This window comes from Clostridium algoriphilum (assembly GCF_020443705.1).
GTDB lineage: Bacteria > Bacillota > Clostridia > Clostridiales > Clostridiaceae > Clostridium_AD > Clostridium_AD algoriphilum.
In genome coordinates, this window is the sequence record NZ_JAIZZK010000034.1 from 18,358 (window position 1) to 38,762 (window position 20,405).

General features: G+C 28.9%; 17 protein-coding genes. 16 read left to right on the forward strand and 1 reads right to left on the reverse strand.

The genetic code is table 11. The features are described from left to right. Positions 1–10 precede the first annotated feature (10 nt). The 15 genes from LGK95_RS18350 to LGK95_RS18420 all read left to right on the forward strand — a co-directional run bounded on the left by LGK95_RS18350 (position 11) and on the right by LGK95_RS18420 (position 17,796). Positions 11–1,864: a VirB4 family type IV secretion system protein gene (locus LGK95_RS18350; RefSeq protein WP_226126367.1), complete on the forward strand. Its 1,854-nt coding sequence runs from the start codon at positions 11–13 to the stop codon at positions 1,862–1,864. Then, a complete protein-coding gene (locus LGK95_RS18355; RefSeq protein WP_226126368.1) occupies positions 1,864–2,538 on the forward strand; it encodes a glycoside hydrolase family 73 protein in 675 nt (224 codons plus the stop codon). The genes LGK95_RS18350 and LGK95_RS18355 overlap by 1 nt, the downstream gene beginning before the upstream one ends. A gap of 12 nt (positions 2,539–2,550) precedes the next feature. Continuing rightward, complete coding sequence (locus LGK95_RS18360) at positions 2,551–2,937, forward strand: hypothetical protein (protein WP_226126369.1); 387 nt, start codon at positions 2,551–2,553, stop codon at positions 2,935–2,937. Positions 2,938–2,950: 13 nt separating this feature from the next. Continuing rightward, on the forward strand, positions 2,951–3,472 hold the full coding sequence (locus LGK95_RS18365; RefSeq protein ID WP_226126370.1) for a hypothetical protein: 522 nt from the start codon (positions 2,951–2,953) through the stop codon (positions 3,470–3,472). Between the two features lie 37 nt (positions 3,473–3,509). Then, positions 3,510–3,788 (forward strand): DUF6103 family protein, encoded by a 279-nt coding sequence (locus tag LGK95_RS18370; RefSeq protein ID WP_226126371.1) that lies wholly within the window; start codon positions 3,510–3,512, stop codon positions 3,786–3,788. Between the two features lie 316 nt (positions 3,789–4,104). Beyond that, positions 4,105–4,617 carry a class I SAM-dependent methyltransferase gene (locus LGK95_RS18375; protein ID WP_226126372.1) on the forward strand — a complete coding sequence of 171 codons (513 nt, stop codon included), beginning with the start codon at positions 4,105–4,107 and terminating at the stop codon, positions 4,615–4,617. A gap of 1 nt (position 4,618) precedes the next feature. After that, a complete protein-coding gene (locus tag LGK95_RS18380) occupies positions 4,619–5,185 on the forward strand; it encodes a hypothetical protein (protein ID WP_226126373.1) in 567 nt (188 codons plus the stop codon). Beyond that, positions 5,175–6,116, forward strand: coding sequence for a hypothetical protein (locus LGK95_RS18385; RefSeq protein WP_226126374.1), 942 nt, complete (start codon positions 5,175–5,177; stop codon positions 6,114–6,116). Before LGK95_RS18380 ends, LGK95_RS18385 begins: the two co-directional genes overlap by 11 nt. Beyond that, positions 6,109–8,010, forward strand: a complete 1,902-nt coding sequence (locus tag LGK95_RS18390; RefSeq protein ID WP_226126375.1) for a type IV secretory system conjugative DNA transfer family protein — start codon at positions 6,109–6,111, stop codon at positions 8,008–8,010. The genes LGK95_RS18385 and LGK95_RS18390 overlap by 8 nt, the downstream gene beginning before the upstream one ends. A 459-nt stretch (positions 8,011–8,469) precedes the next feature. Beyond that, a complete protein-coding gene (locus tag LGK95_RS18395; protein ID WP_226126376.1) occupies positions 8,470–11,346 on the forward strand; it encodes an ATP-dependent DNA helicase in 2,877 nt (958 codons plus the stop codon). Between the two features lie 15 nt (positions 11,347–11,361). Further along, positions 11,362–13,239 carry a site-specific DNA-methyltransferase gene (locus tag LGK95_RS22535; protein ID WP_319001942.1) on the forward strand — a complete coding sequence of 626 codons (1,878 nt, stop codon included), beginning with the start codon at positions 11,362–11,364 and terminating at the stop codon, positions 13,237–13,239. Positions 13,240–13,242: 3 nt separating this feature from the next. Beyond that, on the forward strand, positions 13,243–15,846 hold the full coding sequence (locus LGK95_RS18405) for a TnsA endonuclease N-terminal domain-containing protein (RefSeq protein WP_226126377.1): 2,604 nt from the start codon (positions 13,243–13,245) through the stop codon (positions 15,844–15,846). A 90-nt stretch (positions 15,847–15,936) separates the two neighbouring features. After that, positions 15,937–16,197, forward strand: a complete 261-nt coding sequence (locus LGK95_RS18410) for a DUF370 domain-containing protein (protein WP_226126378.1) — start codon at positions 15,937–15,939, stop codon at positions 16,195–16,197. Positions 16,198–16,369: 172 nt separating this feature from the next. Next, positions 16,370–17,584 (forward strand): ComEC/Rec2 family competence protein, encoded by a 1,215-nt coding sequence (locus LGK95_RS18415; RefSeq protein ID WP_226126379.1) that lies wholly within the window; start codon positions 16,370–16,372, stop codon positions 17,582–17,584. Further along, on the forward strand, positions 17,584–17,796 hold the full coding sequence (locus LGK95_RS18420) for a DUF3006 domain-containing protein (RefSeq protein WP_226126380.1): 213 nt from the start codon (positions 17,584–17,586) through the stop codon (positions 17,794–17,796). The genes LGK95_RS18415 and LGK95_RS18420 overlap by 1 nt, the downstream gene beginning before the upstream one ends. A gap of 958 nt (positions 17,797–18,754) precedes the next feature. Here LGK95_RS18420 and LGK95_RS18425 read toward each other — a convergent pair. Beyond that, the gene (locus LGK95_RS18425) at positions 18,755–18,988 is read right to left on the reverse strand and encodes a hypothetical protein (protein ID WP_226126381.1); all 234 of its coding nucleotides are present in this window, start codon (positions 18,986–18,988) and stop codon (positions 18,755–18,757) included. Positions 18,989–19,644: 656 nt separating this feature from the next. On the opposite strand from LGK95_RS18425, the gene LGK95_RS18430 reads away from it, so the two are divergent. After that, positions 19,645–20,220: a recombinase family protein gene (locus LGK95_RS18430; protein ID WP_226126382.1), complete on the forward strand. Its 576-nt coding sequence runs from the start codon at positions 19,645–19,647 to the stop codon at positions 20,218–20,220. Positions 20,221–20,405: the final 185 nt, after the last annotated feature.

Genomic DNA, 20,405 nt, shown 5'->3' on the forward strand with positions numbered 1-20,405 from the left:
GGGTGGAAAAGTGAGTATATTAAAAATTGAAAAAAAGGAAAAAATACTTACAATAGAAGAACAAGAAAAAGAATATACAAAAGATTTTGTAGATATGATTAGTCCAAGTGTAATTAAATTTTTCCCTAGTTATTATATATTTGGTAATACATGCAGAAGAGTTTTTGCACTTAGGAATTACCCATTACATTCTGAAAATATGGCTTTATTAAGAAAGTTTGGAGAGAAAAGCAACATAACATTAAAGATATATTGTAATAAAATGAGTGTGAATGAATATGAAAATTCTATAGAAACCAGTGTACATAAAAATATTTCAGATACAACAGAAAATCAATTTATAAAAAGGACTAAAGCAAACCAACAATTAGAAGTCACACAAGATTTAGTACAATATTTGAATCAAAATAAAGACGAAAGTATGTTTAAAGTTCAAGTTTATATAGAAGTTATTGCAAGTAGTCAAACAGAATTAGAAAAATTAACGAATACAGTTATAATAAAACTTGGAGGAATAACATTTGATAATTTGTTTTTAAGACAAAAACAAGGATTTACAGCCGTTAATCCTTGTGGTAATCCCAACGAATTTGGGACACAATTTGAAAGACATATGCCATCAAGTAGTGTAGCAAATTTATTCCCTCTTAGTTATAGTGGTTCTATAGATAGTCATGGTTTCCAACTAGGAAAAGATAAGTTTGGTGGATATATAATAACTGATTTTGGTAAAAGAACTAATACACATACCAATTCAAGCATTGTAATTTTAGGCAATAGTGGAGAAGGAAAAAGCTATTTGTTAAAGTTAATAATAACAAATTTAATGCTGAAAAAAAAGAATATAATATGTCTTGATCCAGAGCATGAATACTTAACACTCACCAACAATTTAAAAGGTACATTCATTGATTTAATGAGCGGAAAATATGTTATAAATATATTAGAACCTAAGATGTTTAATGATGGTACATATGAATTAACCCAATCTGATAATGATTACGTTGGAACGTTTTCTAAGAACACAATATTAAGTCAACACATATCATTTCTAAGAGATTTTTTCAGAGCATATAAAAGTTTTGATGATGAACTATTAGATGTTTTAGAAGTAATGTTAGAAAAAACATATCTTAAATTTAAGATTACATATACAAGTGACTTAGGTAATAAAAAACCATATGAGTATCCTATATTATCAGATTTATATGAAACTACGCATAAAGAATTTGAAGAATATGATAGTAAAAATGATGTTATTTATACTAAAGAGCATTTGCAAAAATTATTACTCGGTTTAAATTCAATTTGTAATGGTTCAGATAGTAGATTTTTCAATAAACATACTAACATACCAAACTTTAAATTTGTAACTTTTGGAGTTAAAAGTCTTTTAGAAGCTTCAAGTAATTTGAAAAATGCAATGCTATTTAATGTACTTTCATATATGTCTAACAAGCTATTAGTTGAAGGAGATACCGCTTCAATATTGGATGAATTTTATTTGTTTTTAGATAATAAAGTAATGGTAAAATACGTTAGAAACTTTATGAAAAGAGTTAGAAAAAAAGATAGTGCAATAATATTAGCAAGTCAAAACATAGAAGATTTTTTAGCAAAAGATGTTGTAGAACTTACTAAACCATTGTTTGCTATACCAACTTATAAATTTTTATTTTATCCTGGAAGTATAGATAAAAAAATGTACATGAATTTATTGAATGTTAATGAGAGCGAATATAAATTAATTCAATCTTCAAATAGAGGTAATTGTTTGTTCCTAAGTGGAAACGAAAAATTCAATTTACAAGTGGAAGCTCCAAAATATAAAGAGGTTCTATTTGGTAATGCGGGAGGCAGATAATGAATCCCAAAACTGCATATAAAATTTATAAAGCTTTAAGTGATGAAAAAACAAGAGGAAGAATTATTACAATAAGTATTGCATTGTTCTTCTTTATATTCATCCCAATAGCCTATTTTGTTGAAAATAATCCAGTAGCATTAGGGATAAAAGCAATAAAAAATATAGGTGGAAGTGTTGGAGATATTAATGTAAAATCTGTAAAGGCTAATTTTTCAGAGGAACAATTTTTTAAAAATGTATCCGTAGGAGCAATGGAAGGGTATAAGAATAGTGGTGTTTTTGCTTCAATAACACTAGCACAAGCGAAGCTAGAAAGTGGGACAGGTTCGAGTGGCTTAACAACTAGAGCAAATAATTTGTTTGGAATTAAAGCATATAATTGGGCGGGAAAAACTACTAGTATGATGACAAATGAGCAAGTACAAGGAATAGTTATTACAATATCAGCACCATTTAGAGCTTACGATAATTGGGAAGAAAGTATACAAGACCATACAAGTTTTTTAACAGATAACAAAAGATACGCACAGTATGGAGTATTCACCGCAAAGACTTATTCTGAACAAGCACAAGCATTACAGAACGCGGGATATGCAACAGATGTTAATTATTCAAGACTACTTGTTACAATAATAAAACAATATAACTTAGATAAATATGATATAAAATAAAGGAGAATGTATATGAATAAAAAAATATCATTTATAAATCCAACTACAATATGTATGGTTATATGTGCAATATTTCTATTTAATGTGTTTTATAAAACATATGAATATAGCCCTAATGACCCAATAGGAGCAGTTGGTGGAAGACTTCTTTTAGGAGTAACGGGGGCAATAGTTGGAGCAATTATGGGATTGATATTAACATTTATAGCTCATTTATTTTTTAAACCAAGTCGTACAAATAGACTATTAAAAGAACAAAATAATATTTTATATAATAATAATTGCAACAAAAACAACAAGATTGAGGAACTAAATAAATTAACCGAATTAAAGAAAAGTGGTACATTATCAGAAGAAGAATTTAAGAAATTGAAAAATAAAATATTAAATAAAAGATAAAGGAGGTAATAAAATGTTTTTTAATAATAGAAAAAATGTTTACATAGCATTAGTAGCAATTTTAGTTATAATAGCTTTTTTAGGTGGTAAAAGTATTGGAACTGGAACAGTACATAAAGAAGTAGTTAAAAAAACGGTAGTAGAAAACTTACATTATAATGATACTTTAAGTGTAAAAGGAACTAAATATGCAATAGATTATAGTGTATTAAACGCATTGTTTTTAAATGAAAATAGTATGCAGTTTAATGTTAACTTACTAAACAATGTTAATGTTGCTACAATTAAAGTTATAGCAAAAGACCAAGATAATAATGATTTAGGAATAAATGCTAATGCATCAGCCGACACAAAGTCATTATTATATACTGTAAATTTAAATATGAATACAACTAAAATTTCTATTTTTGTTTATCCATTAACCCCTGCTATGGTGAAAGATACGAAATTAGATATTAATACTATACCATTTAAAACAACAACTTTAGATGTAAAACTGTTAAAACAACAACAAATACAGACCTTACAGAATTAAAAAAACATAAAAAATACAATGTTTGAGGAGTGTTAAAATGAAAAAAATTCAATTTAAAGTAGAGTTTAATGATGAAAAACTTAAAGCAATTAAAGTATCATTAAAAGATAAAAATAAAAATCTTGATGAAGAAATTCTAAAATTTTTAAATGGATTATATAATAAAAATGTACCTAAATTATTAAAAAAATATATAGAAGATGATTTTGAAGCAGAAAATAAGACCGAAGAAGAAGTTAAAGAAGTACAAGAAAACCTGCCAAACAATGGAAATAAGATGAGTGAAAAACTTGATAATAATACCAATAAGTATTAAAATATACTTATAGAAACATTACAAATACATATACATTTCAACTCCAATTGTTCAATCCAACCCCAGTTGGAGTTGAAACATAGCATGTTTTCATATATAAAACCTAGCAACTCCAACGGATACATAGTGTATCAATTGGAGTTGAAAACTAGGCGGACAAAAGAACACAAAACAGCAATAAAAAATCGCAAGCGAACGCAAAATATTTGCTTTTTTAATTAGCTTGTGTACTTTTGTCCGCATAGTCCATCAATTCTTATTTAATTCTAAAATAATTCTACAAAAATTTTCTGCAAATTAAGGTGATTTAATTAATATGAAAGATTTAAGGATATGTCCGCAATGTTCTTCAAAATGTAGAAGTGATTATACAAGGTTTTATATCCGTAAGTTTATAGGTGAAATAAATATCGATAATACAATAATAGATTTAGGTTGTGGTAAAGGAAGAAATATTTATTATCTTTATAAACTTGGATTTAAAGATATTACCGCTATAGATATAAATATATTTAATGAAATAGATATAAAGAAAATTAGTTTTATACAAGCCGATTTAAGCAAAGGTATTCCATCACAGAAAAAATATGATATTATAATGTGCAATTTTTTACTTATGTTTATTTTAGATAGAGAAAAAATCATAAATGAAATAACTAGAATAGCAAATAACAATGCTTTCTGCATTGTTGAATTAAATAAAAAGAAATTAGCAAACGGAATTGAATATGATTTTAAAGAAATTGTGAACTTGTTCTCTAAAGAGTGGGATATAGTAAATCTAAGATCAAAAGAAAATAAATTTATTGCAAGAAAGAGAAGTGTTTAAAATGGCAAGAGGTCGAAAAGCTGGGTTAGCAATTAAATGTATAACTGGTAGAGATTTTGAATTGCTACAAGGCATAGCGAAAACAGGGGTAACAGGCGAATATGATGCAACAAAAGTTATTGGATTAAGTGAAAAAAGATTAAACAATCTTGAAAAAGAATCTTATATTTATTCTAAAGGAATAATGGTTAAAGGAAAAAGCATAGTTAAGGTTTATTATATGGGCGATAAAGGAAAAGCATATGTAAAGCTTAATACAGATATAGATAGATGCTACAGGAGTAATGAACGTCAAATAGAACATGATTTAAAACTTTCTAGCATTTATTATAGTTTAGAAAGAGAACAAAGAAAAACATGGATTAATGAAAATGACTTAATTGAAAATTATAAAATAAATAATCCTAATAAAAAAATACAAACAATGGTTGATGCAACTTTTTCTGATAATGGAATTACAATAGCAGTTGAAGTTGTTACAAGAAATTATAGTAAAGAACAAATACAAGATAAATACGATATAGCAAATGAAATTGGATGTACAGAGGTGATAAAAATTGAAGCTTGAAAAAGATATTGTAATCCCTGCAAATCTTGAGATAGACCCTTGGACTTATTTAGATATAACTTTAAAATATGAAAAGTATTTAATACTTATTAATTATTTTGGAGGTTATATGTTTTTGAATCATATTTATAAGTTTTCTATTAAATCAGAATATCAAGTTTTTGATGATGTCCATGCTATGGGAAAAAATAAACTTGTAAAAATTATAAAGGTAAATAACAACAGTTATATTTTACTTGCACATAGCTCTATAAGATATCTTAAAAATAAACCAAACGTTGCAGTTTTACAAAAACCGACCTCGACACAATTAAAAAATTCATGTTTCTTAGCTGAATATATAGAAGAACCTAAAAAGTTTTTTAATTCATTAAAACCGTATAATTGGTTTTTAGAGAAGTATAAAAATGAAATACAAAAGTTTAAAACTAAGAGTGCAGCGGTTGATATGAAATTTTTAAATAATAATAAAGAAATAGTCAAAACAATAAAGAATGAAGAAGTAAAGTCCCTTGATACCAGTGACATGTTTTCTAAATTAAATACAAGTAAAATTTACTTTGATGTATTTGAAAATGGAGTTGTTACAATTATCATTTTAGATTTTGAACGTTCTAAAAGTTGGATATATAATGCATTATTAGAGAGGATCGAGCCTGTTTTCAGAAGTTTATCTATATATAACTCATATGACGTAAAAATTTTAACAATGAATGAAAATAGGAAAGAGAGATTAAAAAAAGATATATCTACTATGAATCATAAAGGACTTTTATTTTTAAGAAATATAAATATAATTAATTTGAATATTGATAGATTTTTTCAATCGACAACACAAAAGGAAAGTTTTTTAAAAGACGTAGATAAATTAGAAATGGCAACCTTACAAGAAAAATTACGTAATAATGTGAAAGGAGGTAAAAATGAATAATAATAATAATGACACAAACACTAGTGGATCGGATAATTTTATACTATTGGTACTAGCATTTATAGCATTAGTGCTATTTGTAATTGTAAGCTTACCTAGTGTGATATTTACAATAGTTCTAACAGGTATATTTATAAACACAAAGAAAATTAATAAAATATATTTTTGTATTTCAAGTTTTGTATTAGCTATACTTGTAAATTTTAAAGTAAGTTTTATGCAGAAATACTTAGTACATTCAATAAAATTTTTAAATATTATATTGGATGCTATAATACATAAAAAAACTGCAACCATATCTACACTATACAAAAATTATATATTAAATATTAATATAGTTTGGCAATTACTAATAGCTTTAATTTTAAGCAGTATAATAGCAGAAATTTATTATATAAAAAGACAAAAAGAAAAGAAAGGTAAAAGTAAAACAGATATAAGAAAAGAAAATGAAAAAGAAAAGAAAATAAATAAATATTTAGAAAAAATTAATTTGCAACCGCATGACGAAGTAACTACAACGATTGGCGCTGATTATGTAGATAATGAAGTCGTAAAAATAAATGATAATGCAAAACATATAATTGTAGCTGGAACAACAGGTGCTGGTAAAACAATTGCAATCGCAAATTTTATTGAGAGTGCTATGCAAAAAAATCACCCTGTTTTTGCTATTGATGGAAAAGGAGATTTAGGGGATGGAAGTTTATTAAATTATATGCAATCACTTTCGGAAACATATAATAGACAATTATATGTTGTAAACTTTGTCAAACCCGATGAAAGCGACCATTACAACCCTTTTAAGGGAGCTGGAATGACAGAAGCAAAAGATATGTTAATCGGCATGAGTGATTGGTCCGAAGCACATTATAAAGTAAATACAGAAAGATATTTACAACAATTAATAAAGATTTTAAATATAAAAAAGATACCTTTAGATTTAAATACAATAATCAAGTATTCACCTACTCTATTCCAAAATCTAATTGAAGAAATGAAAGATAACAACGAAATTGAAATAGATGAATATACAAAACTATCAGATATAATTGAAACCACTGCTCCTATAGTAAACAGTGCTATGGCTCGGTTTGCAACTACTGCGGAGAGTGAGGCAGGCGAAATATTTAGTAGTAATGGTATTGATGTATACACAGCATTAAAAGAAAAGGCTAATATCTTAATTGTTTTAGATAGCCTTGGTAAGCCAGAACTTAGTAAACAAGTTGGAAGGCTTGCAATATTGGATGCTAAAAAAGCAGTATCTAAATTGTTTTTAGATAAAACAAGAAAATATTTCATTTTTGATGAATTCAATGTGTATGCCAGTGATGTTGCAATCGACTTATTAAATAAATCTAGGAGTGCAAATATAACATGTATCCCAGCATTTCAAAGTTTGTCCGATTTAGACAAAGCTGGTGGGGTTGCTCTTAGAAATCAAGTCATAGAAAATTGTAATAACTACATAATAATGAGGCAAAACTCTTATGATAGTTCTGCAGAGTGGGAAAAAGTAATAGGTCAAGAAAAAAGAACTAACTATTCTTATGGCGTAGAAAAAAAAGCTAGTATATTTGGAAATAAAATAATATCAACAGGTAATGGTAATATGCACGAGACCATGCAAAGTAAATATACTTACACAGATATACAAAATTTAGAAACTGGACAAAGTATTTTTATATCAAAGGACCAAAAGATTGATATAAAAATGAAAATGCGTTATGTAAAAGTTGATGGACTTGTTTTAGAAAAAAAAGAATCTACAAAAATAGATCTTGATAAAACTGCACCAATAAATCCTGTATCTATTATTGATATAAAACCCATTGAAGATAAAGAAAGTGAAGAAACTAGTTTTGATGATATTGAAGACTTGTTAAAATAGCTTGTATTGATACCTAAGCTATTGTTTTAAATTAGAATGTAAGTCTTAATTAATTAAGTGAACAATGCTTAAAAAGGACATAGAGAGCAAAAAAGTGCTTTCTGTGTCCTTTTTTATTTAAGTTTAATTTTAGTAAAGAGGTAGGTTGGCTCATAACCAAAGAAAAATCCACAGTAAAAATACTGTGGATTTTTAGTAATGTATAATAATTTTATTATACTGGCAATATTTACGAAAATCATGGAAAAAAATACAAACTATTACTATAATATTATTAAGTAATTTTTTTTTATTCAACAGTACATACTCAGCATGATTTAAATAATAAAATAAACAATTTAATATTAGGTACTATATTGTTGCTATACACATTAACAATAATCTAACTGTAATGTAATTTAGGTAGGGATGAATTTAATATATTAACAATAACTAACTAATTAATAAAGGAGCAGAGTTATGTTTGATTATGGGAATGCTAATAAAAATCAAATAAAAGCAATAAAAACAGTAGATGGCCCATTACTAATAATTGCTGGACCAGGTACAGGTAAAACTTTCACTCTAGTAAAAAGAGCAATATATCTGATTGTTGAGAAAGGTATTCCGCCTGAACAGATAATGATAGCTACTTTTACTGAAAAGGCATCTAAAGAATTAATTACTCGGATTACAAATGAACTTATGAGCAAAGGTGTTGAAGTTAACATTAATGATATGTATATTGGCACATTTCATTCTATATGCTTGAGACTAATTAAAGAAAATTTAGAATTTACTAGAATAAGAAAAAATTATAGAATTTTGGATGGATTTGAACAACAGTATACTATTTTTCAATACATTTATAAGTTTCGGAACATAGAAAATTATGAAACAATATTTGAAAGGCCGATAGGTGTGTGGAACCAATCACAAATCATTGCTAATTTAGTTAGCAATATATCTGAGGAATTGGTTAACTATCGTGATATGCAATTAGATAATGATGTTAGAATTTCGTCTTTGGGTAAATTGATGGAGGTATATGAAGATATACTTACGCAGCAGAATCTCATAGATTTTTCAACAATACAGACTGAGGCATATAGATTACTTGTAACTAATGAAAATGTACTATTTAAAGTTATGGATAAAATAAAATATATAATGGTGGACGAGTATCAGGATACTAACTATGTGCAGGAACAACTCGTATTTTTAATAGCTGGAGATAAACATAACATTTGTGTTGTTGGTGATGATGATCAAGGGCTGTATCGCTTCAGGGGAGCAACTATAAGAAATATACTTCAATTCCCAAATAAGTTTGATGCACAGATATGTGAGCAGATAAGGCTAACTATTAATTATAGATCTGAAAAAGATATCATTGAGTTTTATAACAACTGGATGAAAATCACCGATGGCAGGCAATTTAATTTCAAGTGGGGTAAATATAGATTTCAAAAAGATATCGTAGCAGGGAAAAACAGCAAAATAGATACATCTGCTGTAATTAAAATATCGGGACAAGAAGTAGAAATTGATTGGCATGAAAATGTTCTTGAGTTTATTGAAAAGTTGAAATTATCTGGTAAGCTTACTAATTTAAATCAGATAGCTTTTCTGTTTAATTCAGTAAGAAATAAAAAGGTAATTGCGCTTGCCGATTATCTAGAGTTGCACGGTATAAATGTATATTCACCCCGTTCAGATATGTTTTTTATGAGAATTGAGATTAAATTAATTATTGGATGTCTTATGCTTACATTTCCTACTTATGTACAAAAGATGGAAAAAAAAGATTATGAATTTTTAACTGATGATTTATATAATTACTACGAAGAATGTATTCATATGGTGAATTTATATTTAAAAAAATCAAAAAATGATGAACTAAAAAGATGGATCCGAGAACATGGGGAAAAACATTATAATTTATATAAAAATACGAACTATGCATTTTTAGGTCTTATGTATCAAATCTTTGAACATAGCCCCTTTAGAGAATATCTTGAGAGTGATCTAAATACAAGTTTAATAGATTTAAGACCAGCAAGAAATTTAGCTATTATTTCTCAAATAATTAGCAAGTATGAATATCTTCATAAAATTGACGTATTCAGTTCAAAAAATATAGATAAATCAGTAGAAAAGTTTTTTAATATGTATCTTAAATTTCTTTTTTGTGGTGGTATTGGAGAGTATGAAGACGATTCAGAGTATGCACCAAGTGGATGCGTATCATTTCTAACAATTCACCAGTCAAAAGGAATGGAGTTCCCAATAGTTGTAGTGGGCTCACTTGGTGGTACACCAAGGATAATAAATAATAATATATTGGAAGATGTGGAAAGAAAATATTATAAAAGATCTGCATTTGAAATTAAGGAAGATATAAAGTACTTTGACTTTTGGAGATTGTATTATACAGCTTTTTCAAGAGCTCAGAATTTGCTTGTGCTTAGCTGTATAGAGAAGAAAGGCAGGGGGAAACAGCCTAGTAAGTATTTTGAATCAGCTTATAGAAAGTTGCATAGTTACAATGATCCTGAGTTTAAGATGGATAGATTTGAATTTGAAGAAGTTAAGAATGTAAATCTCAAGAACACATATTCGTTTACTTCTCATATAGCAGTATATGAGAATTGTGCTATGCAATATAAGTTCTTTAAAGAACTTGGATTTATACCTGCTAGAGTTGGAGCTACTATATTTGGTATGTTAGTACATCAAACCATAGAAGATATTCATAGAACCGCTATAAGAAAAGAAGAGAAACTTATTACTCCAGATAATATTAAACTCTGGTTTGATACAAACTATGATAGTATATCTATGAGTGAAAGGGCATACATTGGACAGAGTCAGCTAGATGTTGCATTGAAACAAGTAATTAGATACGTAGATAGACAGAAGGGAAATTGGCACAGAATTCAAGATGCAGAAGTAGAGGTTGGTTTAGTTAAACCAAATTATATACTTCAGGGAACGGTTGATTTGGTGGAAGGTGAAGGGAATACAGTGGAGATTGTGGATTTCAAAGCTGAAAAGAAACCAGATATATTTAGCGATTTTGATAAAATTGAACATTATAAAAAACAATTGCAGGTTTATTCTCATTTGATTGAAGAAAAGACAGGGAAAATGGTTAGTAAAATGCATATCTACTACACAGGGGAAGAGAATAGTGTACCATTTATTACTTTTCCCAAAGAAAAGAAAGCTATTGAAGCCACGATTAAAGCTTTTGATGATGTTGTTGAAAAAATTCAAAATAAAGATTTTGTACAAAAATCACAGTCTCAAATTTTGTGTAATAACTGTGACTTGCGTTTTTATTGCAAAAAGTAAATGGAGGATATTATGATGAGTGAACAGCTAAAAATAGAAACTTATGAGTTTGAACAAAAGAAAGCGATAAAGGGATATCCTGAACTTCACTGGACAGGAAAACGACCATATCGATCTACACAATATTTTCCAGCACAACTTAAAGAACGCTATGGTGAAGAAAAAGATGGTTGGATAAATAAAATTATTTGGGGAGATAATCTCCAAGTAATGAGCCATATGCTAAAAGAATACAGGGGGAAAATACAACTTATTTATATTGACCCTCCTTTTGATAGTAAAGCAGACTATAAAAAAAAGATAAAGATTAAAAATATCACAATTACAAATGATGCAAATACCTTCGAAGAAAAGCAGTACACGGATATTTGGACAAATGATGAATATTTACAATTTATGTATGAAAGGTTCATACTGCTTCGAGAACTATTAAGCGATACAGGAAGTATTTATGTTGAATGTGACCCTACTAGAGGTCACTATCTAAAAATTATATTAGATGAAATATTCGGAAGCTCTAATTTTGTCAATCAAATAATTTGGAAAAGGACTTTTTCCCATTCTGATATGGGACAAGGTGCTAAACATATGGGACGTTTGCATGATATGATTCTATTATACAAAAAGACAGACCAAGTTTTAATGAATCCGGTATATATACCATATTCAAAAAAATACATTAATGATTTCTATAAATATGTTGATAAAGGTGGAAAATATAGACTTGTATCGTTACTTGGTCCGGGGGGAGCATCCAAGGGGAATCCATTTTATGAGTTCTTAGGAGTATCAAAATATTGGGTATATGCAAAGACAAAAATGCAGAAATTATATGATAGTGGCCTAATTATACAAATTAAACCCGGTTCAGTTCCACAAAAAAAGAGATACCTTGATGAGGCCCCCGGTGTTCCGTTGCAAGATATTTGGACTGACATAAATGCAGTTCAAGGAGGTGCTTTAGAAAACTGTAATTATCCAACGCAAAAGCCCGAAGCATTGCTTGAAAGAATAATACTATCATCATCAAATCCGGGAGATATTGTATTTGACTGTTTTATGGGTTCGGGAACTACTCAGGCATTAGCCATGAAGCTTGGGCGGAAATTCATTGGTGCTGATATTAACTTAGGGGCTATTCAGACAACAACTAAACGTCTTTTAAATATAACAAATGAATTAAAAGACAAGGAAGATAAATATACAGCTTTTGAAGTATATAATGTAAATAATTATGATTTTTTTAGAAATCCAGTAGAAGCCAAGGAACTTATAATTGAGGCTTTGGAGATTCAGAAGTTTGATGGTTCAAATATTTACGACGGTGAGATGGATGGGCGTATGGTTAAGATTATGCCCGTTAATAGAATTTCTACAAAGGCAGATCTTGAGGAACTGAAAGCAAATTTACCATACAAAACATTTGAAAGACGTAAGGAAGATAATCCGATGGATCCGGTGGAAAGACTAACACTTGTTTGTATGGGACATGAGCCAGATTTAAAGGCATCTCTTGAGCGAGAATTAACAGGGTACATATTAGATATTGAGATTGTTGATATTCTTCGTGATAAGTCCATGCTGCAACTCAAACGAGAGGCAGAAGCGGTCGTGAAAAAAGTGGAAGACAAGCTTATAATCAAAGAATTTTACCCAATGAATTTACTGCAAAAACTTAGCTTACAAAAGGATTATGTAGAAGATTGGAAACAACTTGTGGAGTCAATCGTTATTGATTGGAATTATGATGGTGTAGTTATACAACCTACTGTAATTGATATGCCAGGGAAAAATGAACTTGTTGCTGGTGAATATGAAATTCCATCTTATGCAGGAAAGATTAAAATTAAGATAACAGATATTCTATCTGAGTCACTTGAAGTGGAGGTGTAATTAATGGCAGATGGCTTTGATATTCAATTTTCTTTCTTTTCAGCGCTTAGATATTATTATGAAAGCAATAGAGGTAAAATCCGTAGGAATTACAAGGATTTAACAAGAAAATTTTTAGATTATAATGATAAGATAACAAATCCAAACGCGTATTTAAGGAGGCCACAGTTTGAGGCTTTGGAGATGTACGTATTTATTAAAGAATTTATGAATAATAAGCAAGTTTTTACAATGTTTGATGAATGGAGGAATAAACAAGAAGAATTTTCTGATGCATCCTACTATACTGTTGATAGTGGTCAGGTTACGATTTATGATCTTCGTGCGGAGCAAAGCAAAGTTCTCTTTAATCGAATGAGAAAATACAGTGAGAATTATCCGAACTATATTTATGCTTTAACCATGGGACTTGGAAAAACAATTCTAATGGCCACTTGTATTTTCTATGAATTTCTTCTTTCTAATAAGTATCCTAAGGATAAAACCTTTTGCCATAATGCATTGGTTTTTGCACCGGACAAAACGGTACTGCAGTCTTTAAGAGAGATATTCACCTTTGATAAATCACTTGTTGTGCCACCTGAATATGCTAGAGTGTTGGACTCTAATATTAAAATTCATTATTTAAAGGAAACAGGTACAACACTTAATACACTTGACGATTCTGACTTTAATATAATTATTTCTAATACTCAAAAAATCATACTAAAGAAACGCCATAAGGAAAAGAAAGCGGGAGAAATGCTATTCAATATGTCATCTACAGTTACTGATTCGGTCGTTATCAATACGCTTAAAGATATTTATGGTGATGACAATATTCAAGACAACAAGGATTTGATATTCAATCAAAGATTTGAAAAACTAATTAGGTTATCACAACTTGGAGTATATGTTGATGAGGCACATCATATGTTTGGAACTGATCTTGAGAAAGCATTGAGATCCAATGCAACAAAGACAAGCCTCAGAAATACAATAAATGAGCTTGCAATAAATCTAAAACGAAAAGGAACAGGTGTAGTAGCTTGTTATAACTACACGGGGACACCATATATAAAGAATACAATACTTCCTGAAGTGGTTTATGCATATGGACTGAAGGATTCAATCATAAACAATTATCTAAAAGAAGCAGATATTAAAGGTTATGAAAATGTAAAAAACAAAGAATTTTTAAAGTCAGTTATTACTGATTTTTGGAATACATACGGTGAAAACAAATATGAAGGATTACTCCCTAAGTTGGCTATATTTGGTTCAAGAATAGAAGAGATAACTGACGAAATTAAACCAATGGTAGAGGATATTCTAAGTGATCTCGGCTTACACCATTCTAAAATTTTAGTGAATGTAGGGGATTCGACTGTTACAAAAAACGAGGATATCAGAAATTTTAATAATCTTGATGCAATTGGTACTGAGGGTAGTCTAAAGCAGTTTATTCTTCTAGTTGATAAAGGCCGTGAGGGATGGAATTGTCGTTCGTTATTTGGGGTTGCACTTTTTAGAAGTCCTAAATCTAAAATTTTTGTCCTACAAGCTACAATGCGTTGCCTTAGAAAGATAACAGATATTCAGCAAGAGGCAAAGGTTTATCTTTCAAAGGAAAACTTTGATATATTGGATGCAGAACTAAAACAAAATTTTAGGATGAGTATTGAAGATCTTAAAAAGCCAAGTAAAACAAATAAATATAAATATGAAGTAAGACCAGTTCCACCCCCAAAGTATGTAAAGCTGAAGTACATAAAACACAACTATTCGCTTCATAATAAAGAATATTCAGAAGTGATTAATTTTGGGTTAAGTGGATTGAATTATAGTAAATATATATCAGTACTTTATGAAAAGCAAGGTTTGACTAACGATATGGTAGTAAAGAAAAAGAATATTGATAAGGTTAATGAATCAATTAAATATAGTCTTTTGATGATTGTTGGTGAGATAGCCAGATATTTAAATATAAAAGGGAGTTTGATTTTTAAAATAATTACCGAATCTGAAGAGGGCGTAGAGTTAATACTTGAAAAAGTGAATAAGTATAATGATATTATTTATGATGAAATAATACCTAAGATATTTAAAGCACTTTTCGATGTTAAGTGTGATATTCAGTCAATAGAAAAAGATGTCTTGTTACTAAAATACCCTAAGGATTCAGGTTTCTACGAATTTTCAGCAGATCAAGATTTGGTTGTAAAAAATGTAGATCTTAATGTTCAAAAATATAAACATAAAAGTTTCCATGCTGATATTTATTGCTTTGATTCAAAACCAGAAAAAGAATGTTTTTGGCAATATATTGTTAACGATAAAGTAAAAGAAATTTATTTCACAGGGATGTTTACGAGTAACCAAAGTGAATTTTTTATTCAATACTTTGACCCAGAGTCAAATAGGCTACGTAGATACTACCCTGACTTCTTTGCCAAGATGGCAGATGGAACATATCAAATCATAGAGGTTAAAGGTGATAATAAAATTGAAGATGCTATTGTTGTTGCAAAAGCAGATGCGACAAAGGAAATTGCTATGGAGAGTTCAATAGAATACATAATATACAAGGGAAGTACTGTTATGTCCACAAACTTGTTGGATAATTAGAGAATAAAAGTTTCCTCAAACGTAAGGATAGCATTGATAATACTATCCTTACGTATAAATATAAAACAAAAAACGAACAGGAGGCAAAGGATGAGTAATAAGTTGATAGACATCGGGTTTGGAAATAGTGTCTCAGCAAATACATTGGTGGGCATAGTCAACCCCGAATCAGCTCCTATAAAAAAAATAATCCATGAAGCAAGGGATAGAGGTATGTTAATTGATGCTACTTATGGGAGACAAACCAGAGCAGTTATAATCACAGCTAATGATCATGTTATTTTATCAGCTGTTCAATCTAAAACTGTTTCACATAGATTATGTGTTAAAAATGAGGAATGTTTAGACTAATTGAAGAATAATAAAAAGTAAAAGATAACTAATTGTACTCATTATTCTTAGCGAATTATATGAAGTTTAACAACTATAAGAAGATGGGACGATGTGTTAGTTGAAACATATACTAAAAATAGTGAAATACTTGCTATATGGGATGATGTAATTTAGAAGATAGGAGATTAACATGAAAAAGTATCTAAGTTTTCTTTTGGGATTAATACTTATTTTAAGCTTAACCGGATGTTCAAGTCTAACTGAAAATGCCACAACAGGAGTGTCTACTGAACAACAAGTAACAAATAAGATTATAACTAAGGAAACACCTCAACAAAAGAAAAATACAACATCAGTTAACACTGATATAAAGGCTGTAAATGACACTCTAAAAGTTTCTTATATAAATGTAGGGCAAGCAGATAGTATTTTAATACAACAAGGCTCAAGCTCCATGTTAATAGATGCAGGAAACAATTCAGATTCAGAAACAGTAAAAAATTATATATCAAATCAAGGGATTACTAAATTAGATTTTGTAGTAGGAACCCATCCTCATGAGGATCACATAGGGGGATTAGACTACATAATAAATAGCTTACAAATAGGTAAAGTATATATGCCTAAAAGAACTGCAACAACTAAAACTTTTACGGATGTGGTTAATGCTATTAAGAATAAAGGATTAAAAATTACAGTACCTGTTCCAAGACAAAGTTTTAAGTTGGGGGAAGCTACATGTACTATATTAGCTCCTAATGGTAGTGGATACGAAGATGTTAATAATGAGTCTATAGTTATTAAAGTAACATTTGGAAGCAATTCATTCTTATTTACTGGGGATGCAGAAGATGTATCAGAAAAAGAAATGTTATCGAAAGGTTACAATCTTAAAGCTGATGTATTGAAAGTTGGGCATCATGGAAGTTATTCTTCTACTACACAAGAATTTCTAAATAAAGTGAATCCAAAGTATGCAGTTATCAGTGTTGGTAAGAATAATAGTTATGATCATCCTCATAAAGAAAATATAGATAGACTAAAGACAAAAAATATTCCTGTGTACAGAACTGACGAATGTGGAACTATTATTGTTACTAGTAATGGTAAGAACATATCTTTTAATGTTAAGCCAGGGAGTTATTCTTATAGTGGAACTGGATCAACTACTAGTAAATCAAATACTTCATCAAATAATGTGGTTAATAAACTACCTATAAAGACTAATACCACATGCAATGAGAATAATAAGACGGTATACTATACACCAAGCGGAAAGTCATTTCACTATGATAAAAATTGTAGCACTTTAAAAAGAAGTAAAACGATATTAAATGGAACTCAAGAAACAGCAATAGGTTTAGGACATGCAGATCCTTGTAATATATGTGCAGGAGGTAATTAGTGAAAGTTATTATTGATAGATTCGAGGGGCTTTATGCAGTATGCGAAAAAGAAGATAGAACTATGATAGATGTTAAAAGGATTACCTTACCTTCTGAAGCTAAAGTAGGCGATGTACTAAGTATTGATACTAATATGATTACTATTGATATAAATGAAACTGAAAAAAGACATAAAGAAATTGAAAAATTAACTGAAGATCTTTGGAAATAGAAAAAGGCTTACAAAAGATGATTAGGAGTTATTACATTGGCTATACTTCTTAGATAGAAGGTGGTGTACTGTTATAGATATTCTAAAGAAGAAGAAAAAAAGTTTTGCTAAAATAGATGTAATAGTTGCACTCGGAGCAATAGTAGTAGTTCCTGTAGTTATTCCAATTGCATTAACCTTAATATCACAGTAAAAGGTGGTTGTATCTTAACTGCTTTTTTTATTGAAATAGAATAGATGTAGCCTTCTAATTAGTGAATTATTTTCTGTAACAGGGGAGCGACAAAAAAATAAAAGAGACTAGTATCAATTAGCCTCATTTAAAAAGAGATATTAAATTTTTATGTCTTTTATATCTTGTCCACTTTTTTTAGAAATATTCACTGTTTTAAAGATTAAATTATTTAGTTAGTTTTCAGTTAAGATTCATAATTGGATTTTAACTAATTAAACGTTGATACTGTAAGAATAGGTTAATAGACTTAGATCAGACCAAGTGAATGAATGGAAGGGTAGCCCGTAGGGAAAGTTCCATTAGGGAATGCGGTAGTAGCAAACGGAAGCGGGGTAGTTAGGTTTTAGTTAAATTTAATAAAAACAGTGTGCCTATGGGTTATAGGCGTGTACTATAAAAGTAATTTATAATTTTTAGTATGTTTTGTATGAACAAACAAATAAAAATGATGTGTTTTATATTGATAAAAGACAATAAAATAATATAAAATAACTATTAATGTTAATACTAATGTAGTATCATATATTAATAAGTAGCTTATCTGACGATTTAGTAGCCAGTATAGAATAATATATAAGCTTAGACAATTACATAATAATATGTATTATATAAGCGACAATTACATAATAATATGTACTCACAAACAAATAGTTATTAGCAATAAATATAACTAAAAAAAAATGATGTACTGATATACACCATTTTTTAAAAATATAAAATATTCTATTGATTTTTTACAGTTAAACTGAAATTGATTGTTTTCGTAAAAGCGGAATGATTTATAGTGGCATTTGTAAAAGTACTTAAATTCTGTGCAACCAGAAATAGTATTATTAGCAAAGTGCATATTATAAATCTTTTGTTTTTTTCTTCTGTTGTTAAATATCTTTGTTCTACAAAAGCCGATAAATATGTAACTATTAAACCTATAAAGATTTCTCCTAAAAAATTAATCATTTTTTTTCACCTCCTTATCGAGGTTTTTTTAAATACGCAATATATAGTTAATAAGAATAAAATCCTACTACATATGGTATTATAAGTTAGTTATTAAAATAAATCAAGAATAAATATAAGCTTATTAAATATATTAAAAAATTTTGAGAATAAGCAATAAAAAAAGAGGCAATTAAGTCTCTTTTTATTTATTCTAAGTTTAAAATCCTCTCTAAAAAAACCATATAAAAACAATTCAACATAATTAAAATTATCTTGAATTGTTTTTAATTTTCACCCCTATTACAAAAATGTTGGAGGTGGTAATTATTTAAGACCATACTTTTATATTAACTACTAACCTGTATTTTGGGGATTTTATAAAAGTTCGTGTTTTCACCACAAAACACGAACTATGGCTATATTACTAGGTTTGGGAAAGTATAAGATTGAATTTGCACATAAAGCGAACTTTTGCTGGACAAAACGTGAACTTATGTGTGAACGAGTAGTATTACAATGCTTAAAATAGTTCGGATAGAGTATACCGTATCCGAACGAGAACTAATAGCCTTGAAAGTGGCATTATATGGTGGTGAATATACATATAAACCGTTCATGTAATATATGGACTTTAAACGAACGATTTAATATAATAAGTACAAAGAGGTGATTACATGCAAACTTACTTTTATATCAGAGTTAGTTCAAAAGAACAAAATACCATTAGACAAGAGGTAAAGGCAAAAGAATATAATATACCAAGGAAATGTGTTTATATTGAGAAGGTTAGTGGTAAGAACGTAACAGAAAGACCAGTCTTAACTAATCTAATGGCATCATTAAAAAACGGTGATAAGCTTATTGTAGATAGCATAAGTAGGTTCGCTCGTAACACTAAAGATCTGTTGGAGCTTGTAGAACAATTAAATAGTAAGGGCATTATATTTATATCATTAAAGGAAGCCATAGATACTACAACACCTACGGGAGTATTCATGCTCACAGTATTTGGAGCAGTTGCACAACTTGAACGTGACTACCTAAAAGATAGACAGATGGAAGGCATATCAATTGCAGTAACAGAAGGGAAATATAAAGGACGTAAGTCTATTGAAGTACCGAAGTTATGGGGTAAGTATTACAAGATGTACAAGGAAAACACTATAAAAGCGATTGATGCTATGAAAATATTGGAATTAAAGAAAACTACATTCTATAAATTAATTAATCAATATGAAGAGAGCAATTAATGCGGAGCTGCTGCAAGCATTTGGTATTTAGGACATCATTTATAATACATTCAATGTAACAAGTCAACACGTTATGTTACATTCAGAATATCAATACGCACTTAATAAAGTAAACCCATAATGATATGGGTTTACTTGTGTCGACATATAAGAAAAATGCTTAGTTAATTAATTGCTGTAAAATT